Raw genomic sequence first — 14,425 nt, 5'->3', positions numbered from 1 at the left:
GCTCCGCCCGCTCCTCCAGTCGCATGCTGTCCGGTGAACCCAGCGGATAGCCGCAGGCGGTTCGAACTCAGGGACTGGGGATCAAGGGCGGAAACCGTTGGAGGACCAACGCGACGAGATGGTCAGCCACACCCGCCGACGGCGCCATCGACGGCCAAATCACTCCACCGTGACGCCGGGCGGCTTCGGGCCACGGTTGTTTACCCAATCCTCGCACTGCCTGGATGGCGTGTCATCATCAATACCCACGCCCGCGGCTTCTAGTTGCTCGGTACATTCCAGCTTCCGATAGGTGTCGTTAGGTATCACACCCTGGGACAATAGGACGATCACCCAGAAGGAAAGAACAAAAATGGCCGACAATATCCAGTTTAACCAGTCTCGACGGGACGGCTTATTCGAGAGATGCATTGTCACCACGCCGCTCGGGACCGTTGACGCGGCAGGCCGCCCAGACGCCACGGGCTTCCAGTGGGCGCCGTAGCTGGTCCTGCTGGGATGCCCAGCTGCCCCGCGATGCGACGGGTGGGCTCGCAAGCTGGGACTTGCCCTCGTGGACCTGCTCCCGAACGCGTTCGAGGAGGCCTCTTGATTGTCCGTGCATGGATGCTTCGGCCAGGGTTCTCCTACTGCGTCAAAGTAGACTTTGCTGCCGAATTCGTTGGCGTAGTAGTACACGGCGGCACCGCACACTGGGCACTTTGCATTCGGCTTCGCCAGGCGTGCAGCGGAGCTCGCCGAGGCGGTCGAATACCTAGGGCGCGACACGGTGGCCGACGGCTCCACTGCCTCGATGCGAGTGGGCTGGGGGGAGGACCACCATGCCCAGCCTGAGGACTGCCGGCCCCGATTCACGGTGTGAGCCGAGACCCAGTGGAGGCCGCCGCCCCTTGTCCGACGCCAGTGACCACTTCGGCGATATTGCGTCATGCGTCCTCCGCCAATGAGCCAGTTGGGCCGATCATTGATCGCGCGATCATAGCGGGGCTCAGATGTGCTCGATCATGATGAGGTGCCTGAGTCGGCCCTGGCGGCTCCGCTGTACAGCCATCCGTACAGCCAAGCCGGTCGACAGGCATAGTTGACGAGCGACGGCAACCGACAAGGTGAGCAGGTCAGCAGCGAGGCCGACGTTCGCCGACAGGAGTCTTGATCTTTACAAGGCGGGGGTCGGCGATCGCTTCCGGCCGGCGGTCACGGCGAGCACCTGCCGTGCCATTAGCGCGCCATTGGGCGAGGACAGCTGGGGCCAGCCGAGGCCACGAGACTGCCGAGACCAAGTAGCCAAGCCGGTGGATTGTCTTCGATGGGCCTGTTGCGTTGCCCGTGGCCGGGGTCGAGGCAGGCTTGACCGGTGAATTTATCGCGCCGCCGTCGCCCCTGGTCGCCACCGAAGTCGGCCTTCGCCGGGTTCCGGTTCCCGGCTGAGGTGATCGTCGTCGCGGTTCGCTGGTACCTGCGGTACAACCTTTCGTACCGGGACGTTGAGGAGTTGCTGGTTGAACGCGGTGTCGAGGTCGACCACGTCACCGTGTGTCGGTGGGTGCAGCGGTTCACCCCGCTGCTGGCCGACGCCGCTCGGTTCGTCCGCCACTCGCCGGGTGACCGGTGGTTCGTCGACGAGACCTACGTCAGGGTCAACGGGGTATGGCGCTACGTGTATCGCGCGATCGACCAGCACGGGCAGGTGATTGACGTGCTGGTATCGGCTCGCCGTGACGCCGCTGCGGCCCGGCGGTTTTTCCAGCGGGCGTTGCGGGTGCTGAAGGTGACGCCCAGCGAGGTGGTCACCGACGCCGCGCCGGTTTACCCCGCCGTCCTCGACGACCTCGTCCCATCGGCCTGGCATCACGTCGAGCGGTACGCCAACAATCCGATCGAGGCCGATCACAGCCAGCTTAAGCACCGGCTACGACCCATGCGCGGGCTTCGAACCGAGCAGACCGCACAAGTGATCATCGCCGGACACGCGTTCATACAGAACCTTCGCCGCGGGCACTACGAACTCGGACACGACGCACCGCCCAGGCTCCGAGTCGCCGAAGCGTTCAACGAACTCGCCCGGGCGCTCTGACCACCAACCCGACCGCAGATTCCAACGCGTCCCCCCATCAGGCAATGCAACAGCACCCGTGTGACTGCTCCGCCCATTCGGAGCCGGCACCGGGCTGCCGGTCGGCCGCGGTCGTGCTCGTCCCGCAGGTCATCTGCCAAAGAAACGCGTGCAACCAGGCCGGGATCACAGCCTCGTCGTGGTCTCTTCCACGAGTTTGACGCCGTCGGCCAGCGCGGGGATACGACCGAACCGGACCGTCGCGCCGCCGTTGTCGCCCGAGCACGACGATGGGGTGTCACCGGCGACGCGGCGTGATCAGCCCCGACTCGTACGCCCACACGACCAGCTGGGCACGGTCGCGGCAGTGCAGCTTCGTCATCGCCCGGTTGACGTGTGTCTTGGCGGTCAATGGACTGATCACCATGCGCTCGGCGATCTCGTTGTTGCTCAGCCCTCGAGCGACCAGCTCGACGATCTCCTGTTCGCGGGCGGTCAGCACGTCGCGTCCGGCCGCCGGGTCGGCCGGCGGCGGGCCGGCGACGAACTCGCCGATGAGCGTACGCGTGACCACCGGGGCGAGCAGCGCGTCGCCGCGAGCCACGACCGCGACGGCCTGCAGCAGGTCGGCGGGGTCGGCGTCCTTGAGTAGGAACCCGCTGGCGCCCGCGCGGAGTGCGGCGAAGACATAGGAGTCGAGCCCATAGTTGGTGAGGATGAGGACGCGGACCGCGGCGAGGTCGGGATCGGCGGCTATGCGCCGGGTGGCTTCGATGCCGTCGAGTCCCGGCATCTGCACGTCCATCAGCACGACGTCCGGCCGCAGGCGTCGCGAGAGCTCAACGGCCGAAGCGCCGTCGGTGGCCTCGCCGACGACCTCCAGGTCGTCCTCGGCGTCGAGCAGGGCCCGGAATCCGGCCCGCATCAACGCCTGGTCGTCGGCGAGCAGAACCTTGATCACGCGGGTCCGTCCAGCGGGAACGTGGCCCGTACCGCGAACCCGCCGCCGTCGCTGGCGGCGGCGTGCAGCGTGCCGCCCAGTCCGGTGACCCGTTCCCGCATGCCGCGCAGGCCCACGCCCGGTGTCACCGGCCGGACCGACGACGCCTGGCCGTCGTCGGTCACCGAGACGGTCAGCTGTGCCGGGGCGTACCCCACGTGGATCTGCGCGGTGGCGGGGCCGGCGTGGCGGGCCACGTTGGTCAGGGCCTCCTGGACGACCCGGTACCCGGCCTGGTCGACCTCGGCGGGCAGGTCCCGGGGCTGACCCGTGACGGTCACCTGCACCGGTACGCCGGCCGTCCGGGTCCGCTCGGCGAGTTCGCCCACCCGGGCCAGCCCGACGCAGTCCCCGTCGGCGGGTGAGCGCAGGACGCCCAGCGTCGCCCGCAGCTCGCGCATCGCGGCGCTGCTGGCCTCCTGGATCGCCAGCAGCGTGGCCGACGGTTCCTCGCCGTGCTTGCGGGCCAGGTGCACGGCGATCCCGGCCTGCACCTTGATCACGGAGATGCTGTGGGTCAGCGAGTCGTGCAGGTCCCGGGCGATGCGCAGGCGCTCCTCCCCGGCGCGACGCAACGCCATCTCCTCGCGGGTGCGTTCGGCCTCGACCGCCCGCTGTTCGACCTGTTCCAGGTACGCCCGGCGCTGCCGGGCGACGAGACCGGCGACGTTGGCCGCGACGAACCAACCCAGCAGCAGCGCGGTCCGCTCGACGATCTGCTGGCCGGGCCGGCCGGCGGGCGCGACCGAGATGTCGCGGGCCAGGAAGCCGCCGAGGAAGACCAGACTGGCCAGGGCGGCGGCCGAACGGTGCCCCCGCCAGGCGGCGACGTAGACCGCGCCGAGGACGGGGAACGCGGCGGACACCCCGGGGTGTACCCGGACGTGGAGGGCCAGCATGGCGGCGGTCACCGCGATCAACGCCACCACCGGGTACCGCCGGCACGCAGCCAGGGCCGCCGCCATGACCAGGATCAGGGCGACGTCGAGCGCCCGCACCGTTGCGGCGTCCGGCGCGAGCACGGCGTTGCCGAGCAGGAGGACGCCGAGGGCGAGACCGCTGAGGGCGTACGGCAGATCACGGCGCATGGTCGCACTGTAGAACGGCCGTCGTCAGCGGAGCATCCCGCGCGCGCAGTAGATGAGGCGTACTGCGGACGCGGTATCGGCGCCGGGGCAAGTGTCTGCGGCGGCACGACGTTTTCCCGGCCCGCCGAGGCAAGCATCGAGCCCATGACATACCGCTTCTTCACCCCCACTCCCGCGAAGGCGGCGACCGGTCTCACCGCGGAGGTCTACCAACAGCTGCGCGACGAGTTCCTCGGGCCGTTGCCCACCTTCCAGGCGCTCTCGGCCGTGCCGGAGGTGCTGGCCGCGACCTGGGCGCTGATGCGCGAGGCCCTGCTCGCCGGGGACGCGTCCCGGGTCGACCGTGAGGTCGTCGCGTCGGCGGTGTCCCGGGCCAACCGCTGCCGGTTCTGCGTCGACGCCCACGTGATGCTGCTGCACGCGCTGAGCGAGCACGAGCTGGCCGAGGCCATCGCCCGGGGCGGGACGCCACCGGAGCCGAGGCACGCCGAGCTCGTCGCCTGGGCCGAGGCCAGCCGCAGCCCCAAAGCCGCCGCCTGGACCAGCCCGTACCGCCCGGAGGTCACCGGCACCCTGCTCGCCTTCCACTTCATCAACCGGGTCGTCTCGGCGCTGCTCGAACCGGATCTGCTGCCCGGCGGCCTGCAGCGCTCGCGCGCGGTGCGGTCGGTCGGGGGCCGCCTCTACGCCAAGGCGGCCCGAGAGCCGAAGGAGCCGGGCCGCGGTCTGCCGCTTCTCGACGCCGGCACGACGGCGCCACCGGCCTGGGCCGGGGACAGCCCGGTCGGCGTCGCGTACGCGTCGTTGCGGAACGCCGCCATGCGAGGCGGAGACCTGCTGGGCGACGTCGCTCGCCAGACCGTCACGGCCACCGTGCGCTGGGAGAACGGAAAGTTCCCGGCCCGGCCCGCAGACTGGGCCGTCGATCTGGTCCGGGACGTGCCCGGGGCGGACCGCATCGGGACGCGGATCGCGCTGCTGGCGGCGTTCGCGCCCAGTGCGATCAGCGTCGGCGACGTCGCCCTCTGGCGGCTTTCCCATCCGGCCGACGCCGACCTGGTGCGGCTGGTCGCGTACGGCGCGATCGCGGCCACCGATCACGTCGCCCGGGCACTGACCCCGGCTCATCTCTAGGAGGTCACCATGCGCAAGGCCTTCGTCATCGTCAGCACTCTGCTGCTCGTCTCGTTCGTCCTGCAGTTCCTCTTTGCCGCCGTGGGCGCGTTCACGAAGCCCGCGGGCGACGGCGCCTACGCCCTGCACAGCATCAATGGGATGGCGATCATCCCCGTCCTCACCCTGCTCACCATCCTGCTCGCCGTGCTGGCGAAGGCACCGGGCCGGCTCGTCGGACTGGCGGTGCTGCCGCTCGGCCTCGTCGTCGTGCAGGCGCTCGTCGCCGCGCTCGCGAACGGGTCCACCGACGCCGCGGGCGCCAGTACTCCGTTCGGCCTCACCATCGCCGGGCTGCACGCCCTCATCGGAATCGTCGCGGTGCACGTCGTGGTCAGCGTCAGCCAGGCAGCGCGAAAGCTGGCCCGCCCGGCGCCGACTGGCGCCACCCACGTGACCGTCCGGGAAGGGGAGCCGGCATGACCGTCGGCTCGCTGCTCGCGGCCGACCTCGTGATCGCGGTCCTCGCGGCCGCCGGGTGGCTGGGCGGCGGCGCCGCGTCGGCTGCCCGGCGCCGTCCGCTCGCACTGGGGCTGGCCGCGTTCGCGCTGCTCGCCACGCTCGCCCGCGCGATCACGATCACCGCGCTCGCCCGCGCCGGCTGGTGGTTCGCGGCGGAGAAGGTCCTCATCGCCGCCCCGCTGTCGCTCGCGGCGGTGGTCGTCGCCGGGCCGCGGCTGCTGCGGGCCCCGGGCGACATCCGGTCCGTCGGGGTCCCGCTCCTCTTCGCCGGGTACGCCGTTAGCGGCGGCCTGCTCGTCACGGTCCTGCACGGCTACCCGGCGTCGGCGGGCGCGGGGCTGCTCGCGGTCGCCGGGGCCGTCGCGGCGACCGCGGTGTCGTGGCGCGTCCTCGGCGCGCGCCCGTCCCCGACGGTGTCCCGGACGGCCCTCGCGGTGGCGGTCGCGGCGCTGGTGACCGGAACCGGGCTGGCCGCAACCCCGGGCGCTGCTCCCGGCGTACCGCATGATCACGAATATCGGGATGCGCGGACCGCGGGCGAACCGACCAGGCGGTTCACCCTGACGGCCGGGACCGCCACGGTGAGCGTGAGCGGCCGTGACGTCGCGGCGTGGGCGTTCAACGGGCAGGTTCCCGGGCCGGAGCTGACCGCCACCATCGGCGACGTCCTTGAGGTGACGCTGCGCAACCGGGACATCGCGCGGGGCGTCACGCTGCACTGGCACGGATACGACGTGCCGAACAGTCAGGACGGGGTGCCCGGCGTGACGCAGGCGGCGGTGCTGCCTGGACAGGAGTTCGTCTATCGGTTCCGCGCCGATCAGGCCGGGACGTACTGGTACCACACGCATGCGGTATCCGACGTCGGCGTGCGGATGGGGCTCTACGGCGTCCTGGTGGTGCGCCCGGCGCCGGTGGCCGGCGTCGACGTCACGGTGCCGGTGCACACGCTGGCCGGCCTTCCACTGCCCGCACCGCGAGCGGAGCCGGTCGAGGCGGGGGCGCCCGTGCGGCTGCGGCTGATCAACACCGACAGCACCACGCACCGGTACGCCCTGGCCGGGACCCCGTTCCGAGTCGCCGCGATCGACGGATCCGACCTGCAGGGCCCGACCTCGCTTGTGGACACGGCCGTGCTGATCCCGGCCGGGGGACGCTACGACCTGGTGTTCACCGCACCCGCCACGCCGGTGGCGCTGTTCGTCGACGGACGGGTGGTCTACTCGACCGGACCGTTGTCGGCGGCGACCGGCGCATGGCCGGTGCTGGATCCGCTCACCTACGGCGTCAGTTCTCCGGTGCCGTGGTCCCGGTTCGACAAGGAGTTCACCCTCGTCCTTGACCGCGGCCTCGACCTGCACGGACTGCTTCCGCGGTACGCCCACACCGTCAACGGCGCGGCCGATCCGGACATCCCGCCTCAGGTCGTACGCCTCGGCGACATCGTCAAGTTCACGATCGCGAACCGGTCTCAGATCGTGCACCCGTGGCATCTGCACGGGCATCACGTCCTGGTGTTGTCCCGCAACGGAAGGCCGGCGACCGGGAGCCCTTTGTGGCTGGACTCGTTCGACATACGCCCCGGCGAGGTCTGGGAGGTGGCGATCCGGGCCGACAACCCCGGAGTGTGGGCCAACCACTGCCACAACCTGGCGCACGCCGACGCCGGGATGACGCTGCACCTGATGTACTCGTGATGCGCCGTTTCGAACAGGGGGTGACCGCGGCAGGTGACTCGAGGACGTGGCAGGACCTGGGCCAGGACCATGCTGAAGACGGTGAACTGAACGCTGCCGCCGGGCGAGGTCTCGGGGCCCTGTGACGGTTTGACTTCACATGATGGGCGACATGATCAGTTGGCGTCGACGCATGCTGGGCTTGGGTGTCTCGGCTGCGCAACGCGACACCTGTCGACGCTTTGCGGTCGAGCCGGCGCCCCCCGGACAGCGGACGATGGTCGGCTTCGCACAGTCGCGCCCACGCCACCTGGAGCCGCTTAACGCCCTGCGCCCGATCGCCGGTAGCAGCAACGGCTGGTTCGTGTGGCGCGGCCCTGCGATCCCCCGGGAAGACGACAACTTCTTCGCACCCTTGCATGTTGAGCACCTGGACGAATACGCCCCGGAGCTTGGGCCGTATCTTGCCCTCCCACCAGGTTGGGGGTGGTGCTGGCACCCGGTGGTACACCGAGCTGGACGACGAAAGCTGCTTTGCGCGCTGGCTCCTTATCCCTGCTGGAGACAATCGCTGAGGGCGTGCAAGCCCACTCGCTTCGCGGCAAAAGAGTGACATCGTGAGCGCGGGAACATGCGCGTCGTCTATCAGGTGCGGGAGGTGCGGCGTCGGCACCTGGCATTTTGCGCCGACCTCGGCAACGCCTCGTCCGATTACCGTCAGACGCAACAGCTTCGGCGAGGCAACCTGGACGACATGTCGAGCACGAATCCAGTTATTACCAGCGGCCCCGTAAGGTTTGAACACTGGTACGACTTCACCGAGGGCGGTCCGGTGCACCGCGCGCTGCTGCCGTTCCCGTCGACGACGCCCGCCCCGTTCGAGGTCGCTCGCTGGTCAGTTGCCCCGAAGACGTCCAACGACCTTGATGTGCATCGGTCGCGCGAGGTGTGGGTCATCGTGTCGGGAACCGGTACCTTGACGTGGGCGGACCAGACGACGGTTCTGCGCGTCGGAGACGTCGCGGCGTTCGAGAGCAAGGTGCCGCACCAGATTCGCAACGACGGACCGGATCCGCTCCTCGCCATCTCCGTCTACTGGCTGCAAGAAAACGACTGATGCACACTTGATCACACAACACAACACCATGGCCACGTCCACGGGCGTGGTGTAGAAGACGATCACCGTGGAGATCCGGGGGTGACTTGACACGCCTCCCTGCTGTAACGGAAGCTGTTACAACAGGGAGGGGGAGCAATGGCAGCGAATAGCCGATTGACAATCGCCGTTCACGCGCTGGCGTGGATGGCGCTGGCCCGGCGGCGCGGCCAAGAGCTGCTGACCTCCGACCAGGTCGCCGCCAGCGTGAACACCAACCCGGTGATCATCCGGCGCAGCCTCGGCGACCTGCGCCGGGCGAGCCTGGTGGACGTACGCCACGGCGCCGGGGCGGGGTGGAGCCTGGCCCGCGCCCCGGAGGAGATCACCCTGCTCGACGTGTACGACGCCGTCGAGCAGGAGCCGCTGTTTGGCATGCACCGCACTGAGCCGAATCTGGAGTGTCCGGTCGGTAGGGGCATCCGGCCGGCATTAGGCCACGTTTACGGCGGGGTCGAGGAGGCCCTGCGGCGTGAACTTCAGCGCACGTCAATCGCCGACGTACTGCGCCAGACCTTACGGGCGCGCTAGACGACTCACCCCAGTCGACCGGTCGCCACGACCTTAGTTGTAACAATGAGTGTTTTAACAAATGGAGGCATGGCGTCGATGAATGACGTACGGTACCCGATCGTCGAACTACGGCAGTACACGCTGCACCCCGGCCAGCGGGACGTGTTGATCAACCTCTTCGACCGAGAGTTCGTCGAAACCCAAGAGGCAGCCGGCATGGCAGTCATTGCCCAGTTCCGCGACCTGGACGACCCCGACCGGTTCGTCTGGCTACGCGGCTTCGAGGACATGCCATCCCGCGCCGAAGCGCTCGGCCGCTTCTACGGCGGGCCGGCCTGGAAGACCCACAAGGACCAGGCCAACGCCACAATGTTCGACTCCGACAACGTGCTGCTGCTGCGGCCGGTCACCGCGCGTACAGGCTTCCCGCCCCCCACCGATGTACGACCCCCGTTCGGCCACCCCACACCGCCGCCGTCAGTAGTCCTGGCCACGCTCTACTACCGCGACCGCCCATTCGATCAGGCATTCATAGACTTCTTCGACGGTCAGATCCGCCCAGTGCTCATCGAGACTGGAGCCGCACCGCCGCTGGCGTGCCTGCAGAGCGAACACGCCGAGAACACCTTCCCCGCGCTGCCGGTGCGCATCGGCGAGAACGTCTTCGTATGGTTCGCACAGTTTCCCAGCCGGGCCGATCTCGACAACCACCTGTACCGGGTGGAACGCTCGGACCACTGGCGGGACTACGTGCAACCGACGCTGTCAACTATGCTCACCCGCCCCCCGCAGCAGTTGCGGCTGGCACCGACAGCCCGGTCATTGCTGCGTTGACCAAGCCAGGCGCACAACACCTGAACCCAACGCGGCGGGCAGTGCCAGACCAGTGGGCATGCCACGCGTCTCGCGCCGCGTTGGGTTCAGTCGACCGAGAAATCACTGGCTTGCCATGTCATCCGGCGGAAGGATCCCCGGCGTGACGCTGCACGAGAACGAGGTTCCGATCGACGAGGCGGTTGTCAGGTCGCTGCTGGAGGCGCAGTGCCCGGAGCGGGCCGGCCTATCGTTGTCGCCGGCGGGCGTGGCAAATATGGCCCCAAGCGGATGCTGCGTGGCTTCACGCGTCCAGTCAATCGTGTGACGCGAACGCTGCAGGCGACGGGAGATGTCGATTTAAAGATACCCGACATGCTCCGCCCTCGATACGACTACGGAGTTCAGGCTAACGCCTTCGAGGTTCCTGAGGAAGTGGTTCGAATTCTTATCGAGTCACCAGCCAAATAATACTGACCCGATCGACCTCCCGCAGCGTTGACGCCAGTCGCTTGTTGCGTCTTTCTTCCACGGCGGAGCGGAATTCTTAACCTCAGTTTTCGAGATAGCATCAAAGTGTCGAAGCCCTAGCTCATCTCGCATTCAAATGGCGCGGTTTCAACGTACTCTCATCGGCTACTTATCTACTGGTGGTACGACCGCGGCCCGGCCAGGCTTGGTCGAGGTGACCGGCGGGTTCGCTCTCTCATCGGCTGCCCACCGCTGTTTGGTGTGGCTCACTCGTGGCATGCGTCCTGCCGGTCACCGTGGCGCGGAGAGGCTGTACCGCTCGGAAACCCGGTTCTGGCCGCTGAGGTGTGGTTTTGTGCGGCCCAGCCAGCCGACCGCGGGGCATGGTGGCGGGCATGTTCCTGTCCTTTGGGTACCTGGTTTTGTGTCAGGTCCTGCGGCTGGCGGTGCAGGGCATGCGCGGCGAGCGGTCCAAGGATGTCGAGATTGTCGTCCTACGTCATCAGGTCGCGGTGCTACGCCGCCAGATCGCACGCCCGGACCTCGAGCCCGTCGACCGAGTGGTGCTGTCAGCCCTGTCGCGGCTGCTGCCTCGCTCGCGATGGTCGACGTTCTTCGTCACCCCCGCCAACTTGCTGCGGTGGCACCGTGAGCTGGTCGCCCGGAAGTGGACCTACCCGAAACGACGACCCGGGCGCCCGCCGATACGGGCGGAGATCCGCGCCCTGGCACTGCGTCTGGCCCGGGAGAACCCGACCTGGGGTCACCGCCGGGTGCAGGGCGAACTATTCAGATTGGGTTATCGGGTAGCGCCGAGCACGGTGTGGACCATCCTGACCGCTGCCGGTGTTGACCCGGCTCCGCGTCGCGGCGGGCCGACCTGGACCGAGTTCCTGACCGCCCAGGCCAAAAGGCATCCTTGCCTGCGATTTCCTGCACGTGGACACGATCGGGCTGACCCGCATCTACGTCCTGTTCCTGATGGAGGTCAGCAACCGGCGGGTTCACGTTCTCGGCGCCACCGAGCATCCGACGGGGGAGTGGGTCACTCAGCAGGCCCGGAACCTGTTGATGGACCTCGGCGACAGAGTCGCCCGGTTCAGGTTCTTGATCCGGGATGGTGACAGCAAGTACATCGCGCCGTTCGACGAGGTCTTCGCCACGGAGGGCATCGAGATCCTGCGCACTCCTGTACCGCTCGGAAACCCGGTTCTGGCCTCTGAGGTGCGGTTTTGTGGGGCCCAGCCAGCCGACCGCGAGGCATGGTGGCGGGCATGTTCCTGTCCTTCGGGTACCTGGTCTTGTGTCAGATCCTGCGGCTCGTGGTGCAAGGCCTGCGCGGCGAGCGGTCCAAGGACATCGAGATTCTCGTGCTACGTCATCAGGTCGAGGTCCTGCGCCGGCAGGTCGCACGCCCGGACCTCGGGCCCGTCGACCGGTTGGTGCTGTCAGCCCTGTCGCGGCTGCTGCCTCGGTCCCGCTGGTCGACGTTCTTCGTTACCCCGCCACCTTGCTGCGGTGGCACCGTGAGCTGGCCGCCGGTCGATGGTGGCCGTTCCCGCCCCGGACAGCCACCTCCCGCTCAGCCCAGGTCAATATCTCCGGTTGGAGTATAAGCTGTTCGCCGCACTGAAGCCGCCGTTGCGGCCCATCGGCGAATCGCTATGAAAGGATGACCTCCGTGACTGCCGTGCGGGGACTACTCCTGATCGTGATTCTGGGCGTGCTCACGATGGTCGGCGCGGTCCTGGCGAACTGGATCCCTCGTCCGGTGACAATGCGGACCCGTTGGGTATTGGCTGGCTTGGCTGGGGTGATGCTGGTGAGCGCCGTCCTCGGTTTGCTGGCAGACGGGAGGCAGCTGGCGCTTGGCCGGCGGCCGTTGCCGGACTGGGTGTCGGACGTCAACAAGAGCTGCGCGGCCGCGCGGCCGCGGGCGGAGGCCGCACGCGAGCGCGACAAAGCGGCGCGGTCTCTACAGGAACACGTTGCTGCCTTGCAAGATCTAGAAGCCGCCCATTCGGATCTGTACAAAGAGGTCAGTGACCTCGCACTGCCATGGGATCCGAACGATAGGGACGAGGCGAAGGACTGGCTCGACGTGTACGGCGTCCGGCTCGACCGATTGACAATCTTCGTGGACCTAATGCAGGAACTTCCAAAGAACACCAGTCCCACAGACATATTCTCCCCGATCAACATACGTCAGGCGGCAGATGTGTACGCCGAGGCGACCACGACGGCAAAGCGCAAAGATGAGGGCCTCGGCATCTCGTGTCCGTAACTGACCAGGCTGTCTGTTGACGAGCGGATCCACGCCATCACCCTCGACAACCCCGCACGCGCAGGGTTCGGGTGGACAGCGGAATCGCGGCAGGGTAAGACAACCCAGCGAGGCTCCCGGTTGGGGCACCGGATCTTGGTCGACTGCTGTCTTACCGGGAGTCCCGTCCTACATGGAGCATCGACACGCCGCCACCGCCCATGCCGCCTCACCTGCCATGACAGGATGAAAGGGCTCAGTAGGGGAATAGGGGCGGTCGATGGGGGCAATTGCCACTGGTACCCGCCGACCTCTCCTATTAGGTCGTACGTGTGCGCGCCTGCAAGGCGCTTCCGTCGTCAGCGCAAGAGGTGTGGGATAGGCGGAGCGGCGGTGTGGTACTACCCTGAGCGCAGCATGAGCGCGCGTCCGGTGAGGACAGTTCTGGCAGCGCAGGCCGCCTGATGGTCCACGGCTCGCCAGCCGTCGCCAGTGGCGTCGCCGCCGACCGATGAGTTCGTCGCTGGCCGCCAGTCTCCACTTTCGAAAGCGGCACCAGCCGAGCAGGATTCTGGAAGGAACCAGACGAATGACGCAGGTAGTCGTCAACATGACCATGTCCCTGGACGGCTTTACGGCCGGCCGTAACGTCGGTGTGACGAGTCCCCTCGGTGAGGGCGCCGAGCACCTCCACGACTGGATCACAAACACCGGGGGCAGCGATGGCCCTAACGCGGATGGGCAAGCCGTGCAGGAGATGTTCACGACGACGGGTGCGTTCGTGATGGGCAGACGGACGTTCGACGTGGGCATTGATCTATGGGGCGACGACGGCGCGTTCGGCACGCCGTGCTTCGTCGTCACCCAACGCGCCAAGGCCACGCTCACCAAGGGCCCCACCACGTTCACCTTCGTCACAGACGGCGTGGATCAAGCAGTCAAGGAAGCGAGAACAATCGCAGCCGGCAAAAACGTCTGCGTCATGGGCGGGGCTGACATCGCACAGCAGTGCCTACGAGCAGGGCTCGTCGACCAGTTGCGGATCCATCTGGCGCCAATCCTCATCGGCGCGGGCTCCCGCCTCTTCGACCCCCCTGAGCTCACACGGCTCGACCTTGAGCGAACGGGAGTTGCTAACGGCCCGATCGCCACCCACCTCGCCTTCCTTGTCCGGCCGAAAGATCGCTGAGCCTCAACTGATCCGTCGGAGTCGGGCGCTGCGACAGCCTGGTCGAACGCGCGCAATGCTGATGTGCGGACGTGGGCCCTTAGGTGCCGGAACCCATCCGTGCTGACCGACGGATGTGGCGCCGATGCGGCGATCCTCCCCGCAAAGGCGGCTATTTCCCTCCGGGTACCTGGTCCTTGACCTCGTCGTAGCGGACCTTGGTGGGTGCCGCGGTCGGCGAGTAGATCACGCGGATCACGCCCGTCGGAAACGCCTCCGTCGCCGTCATTCTCAGGTGGTACGGCGCGTCGCCCTGGTCGAACAGCTTGCGGCCCTTACGCGCCGCCACCGGATGCACCAGCAGGCGCAGCTCATCGACCAGCCCCGCGGCGAGCAGTTGCTGCACCACGGAGATCGACCCGGGGATGAGGATGCCTCTGATGCCGGCATCGGCCTTGAGCGAGGTGACGGCATCGAGAAGGTCACCCTTGATCAGCTCGGAGTTGCGCCAGGAGAACTCCAGCGGCTGGCGCGAGACGACCACCTTGCGCACGTCCCCGAGGGGTCTGTTGCGTTGTCCGTGTCCAGG

14 protein-coding genes and 1 pseudogene are annotated in these 14,425 nt (G+C 67.9%); 11 read left to right on the top strand and 4 right to left on the bottom strand.

The window, feature by feature from the left end:
- Positions 1 to 159: 159 nt before the first annotated feature.
- Positions 160 to 411: a hypothetical protein gene (locus ACLQ2U_RS23020; protein ID WP_425752812.1), complete on the bottom strand. Its 252-nt coding sequence runs from the start codon at positions 409 to 411 to the stop codon at positions 160 to 162.
- Between the two features lie 943 nt (positions 412 to 1,354).
- Between ACLQ2U_RS23020 and ACLQ2U_RS23015 the strand changes: the two genes are divergently transcribed.
- Positions 1,355 to 2,074, top strand: a complete 720-nt coding sequence (locus ACLQ2U_RS23015; RefSeq protein WP_425752811.1) for an IS6 family transposase — start codon at positions 1,355 to 1,357, stop codon at positions 2,072 to 2,074.
- A gap of 277 nt (positions 2,075 to 2,351) precedes the next feature.
- On the opposite strand, the gene ACLQ2U_RS23010 is transcribed toward ACLQ2U_RS23015, so the two are convergent.
- Together ACLQ2U_RS23010 and ACLQ2U_RS23005 are read right to left on the bottom strand one after the other, a co-directional pair.
- Positions 2,352 to 3,014: a response regulator gene (locus tag ACLQ2U_RS23010; RefSeq protein WP_425752810.1), complete on the bottom strand. Its 663-nt coding sequence runs from the start codon at positions 3,012 to 3,014 to the stop codon at positions 2,352 to 2,354.
- On the bottom strand, positions 3,011 to 4,141 hold the full coding sequence (locus ACLQ2U_RS23005) for a sensor histidine kinase (RefSeq protein WP_425752809.1): 1,131 nt from the start codon (positions 4,139 to 4,141) through the stop codon (positions 3,011 to 3,013). Before ACLQ2U_RS23005 ends, ACLQ2U_RS23010 begins: the two co-directional genes overlap by 4 nt.
- Positions 4,142 to 4,285: 144 nt before the next feature.
- Here ACLQ2U_RS23005 and ACLQ2U_RS23000 point away from each other — a divergent pair, with 144 nt between their 5' ends.
- The 10 genes from ACLQ2U_RS23000 to ACLQ2U_RS22955 all read left to right on the top strand — a co-directional run bounded on the left by ACLQ2U_RS23000 (position 4,286) and on the right by ACLQ2U_RS22955 (position 13,857).
- Positions 4,286 to 5,275 carry a carboxymuconolactone decarboxylase family protein gene (locus ACLQ2U_RS23000; protein ID WP_425752807.1) on the top strand — a complete coding sequence of 330 codons (990 nt, stop codon included), beginning with the start codon at positions 4,286 to 4,288 and terminating at the stop codon, positions 5,273 to 5,275.
- Positions 5,276 to 5,284: 9 nt separating this feature from the next.
- Positions 5,285 to 5,737, top strand: a complete 453-nt coding sequence (locus ACLQ2U_RS22995; RefSeq protein ID WP_425752806.1) for a DUF6220 domain-containing protein — start codon at positions 5,285 to 5,287, stop codon at positions 5,735 to 5,737.
- Positions 5,734 to 7,473 (top strand): multicopper oxidase family protein, encoded by a 1,740-nt coding sequence (locus ACLQ2U_RS22990; RefSeq protein ID WP_425752804.1) that lies wholly within the window; start codon positions 5,734 to 5,736, stop codon positions 7,471 to 7,473. The genes ACLQ2U_RS22995 and ACLQ2U_RS22990 overlap by 4 nt, the downstream gene beginning before the upstream one ends.
- Positions 7,474 to 7,612: 139 nt before the next feature.
- Positions 7,613 to 8,065, top strand: coding sequence for an immunity protein Imm33 domain-containing protein (locus tag ACLQ2U_RS22985; RefSeq protein ID WP_425752803.1), 453 nt, complete (start codon positions 7,613 to 7,615; stop codon positions 8,063 to 8,065).
- Between the two features lie 18 nt (positions 8,066 to 8,083).
- The gene (locus ACLQ2U_RS22980; protein WP_425752802.1) at positions 8,084 to 8,569 is read left to right on the top strand and encodes a cupin domain-containing protein; all 486 of its coding nucleotides are present in this window, start codon (positions 8,084 to 8,086) and stop codon (positions 8,567 to 8,569) included.
- A gap of 156 nt (positions 8,570 to 8,725) precedes the next feature.
- Complete coding sequence (locus tag ACLQ2U_RS22975) at positions 8,726 to 9,139, top strand: Rrf2 family transcriptional regulator (RefSeq protein ID WP_425752801.1); 414 nt, start codon at positions 8,726 to 8,728, stop codon at positions 9,137 to 9,139.
- A 69-nt stretch (positions 9,140 to 9,208) separates the two neighbouring features.
- Positions 9,209 to 9,955 carry an NIPSNAP family protein gene (locus ACLQ2U_RS22970; RefSeq protein WP_425752800.1) on the top strand — a complete coding sequence of 249 codons (747 nt, stop codon included), beginning with the start codon at positions 9,209 to 9,211 and terminating at the stop codon, positions 9,953 to 9,955.
- Between the two features lie 142 nt (positions 9,956 to 10,097).
- Positions 10,098 to 10,262, top strand: coding sequence for a hypothetical protein (locus tag ACLQ2U_RS22965; RefSeq protein ID WP_425752799.1), 165 nt, complete (start codon positions 10,098 to 10,100; stop codon positions 10,260 to 10,262).
- Positions 10,263 to 12,086: 1,824 nt separating this feature from the next.
- Positions 12,087 to 12,689, top strand: coding sequence for a hypothetical protein (locus ACLQ2U_RS22960; protein WP_425752798.1), 603 nt, complete (start codon positions 12,087 to 12,089; stop codon positions 12,687 to 12,689).
- A 568-nt stretch (positions 12,690 to 13,257) separates the two neighbouring features.
- Positions 13,258 to 13,857 carry a dihydrofolate reductase family protein gene (locus ACLQ2U_RS22955; protein ID WP_425752797.1) on the top strand — a complete coding sequence of 200 codons (600 nt, stop codon included), beginning with the start codon at positions 13,258 to 13,260 and terminating at the stop codon, positions 13,855 to 13,857.
- A gap of 151 nt (positions 13,858 to 14,008) precedes the next feature.
- Here ACLQ2U_RS22955 and ACLQ2U_RS22950 read toward each other — a convergent pair.
- Positions 14,009 to 14,404 (bottom strand): annotated as a pseudogene (locus tag ACLQ2U_RS22950) (dihydrofolate reductase family protein); the annotation flags it as partial.
- Between the last annotated feature and the right edge of the window lie 21 nt (positions 14,405 to 14,425).

The sequence above is a fragment of the Micromonospora sp. DT47 genome (assembly GCF_049844475.1).
In the GTDB taxonomy this organism is placed as follows: domain Bacteria; phylum Actinomycetota; class Actinomycetes; order Mycobacteriales; family Micromonosporaceae; genus Micromonospora.
The sequence above is the reverse complement of the archived record's forward strand: the minus strand, read 5'-3'. Positions and strand labels throughout refer to the sequence as shown.

Excerpts from the sequence above, each read along its gene's own strand:
- ACLQ2U_RS22985 (WP_425752803.1), top strand. The coding sequence starts at position 7,613 with ATGATGGGCGACATGATCAGTTGGCGTCGACGCATGCTGGGCTTGGGT.
- ACLQ2U_RS23020 (WP_425752812.1), bottom strand. The coding sequence starts at position 411 with ATGCATCTCTCGAATAAGCCGTCCCGTCGAGACTGGTTAAACTGGATA.
- ACLQ2U_RS22980 (WP_425752802.1), top strand. The coding sequence starts at position 8,084 with ATGCGCGTCGTCTATCAGGTGCGGGAGGTGCGGCGTCGGCACCTGGCA.
- ACLQ2U_RS23005 (WP_425752809.1), bottom strand. The coding sequence starts at position 4,141 with ATGCGCCGTGATCTGCCGTACGCCCTCAGCGGTCTCGCCCTCGGCGTC.
- ACLQ2U_RS22995 (WP_425752806.1), top strand. The coding sequence starts at position 5,285 with ATGCGCAAGGCCTTCGTCATCGTCAGCACTCTGCTGCTCGTCTCGTTC.
- ACLQ2U_RS23000 (WP_425752807.1), top strand. The coding sequence starts at position 4,286 with ATGACATACCGCTTCTTCACCCCCACTCCCGCGAAGGCGGCGACCGGT.
- ACLQ2U_RS22990 (WP_425752804.1), top strand. The coding sequence starts at position 5,734 with ATGACCGTCGGCTCGCTGCTCGCGGCCGACCTCGTGATCGCGGTCCTC.
- ACLQ2U_RS22970 (WP_425752800.1), top strand. The coding sequence starts at position 9,209 with ATGGCGTCGATGAATGACGTACGGTACCCGATCGTCGAACTACGGCAG.
- ACLQ2U_RS22955 (WP_425752797.1), top strand. The coding sequence starts at position 13,258 with ATGACGCAGGTAGTCGTCAACATGACCATGTCCCTGGACGGCTTTACG.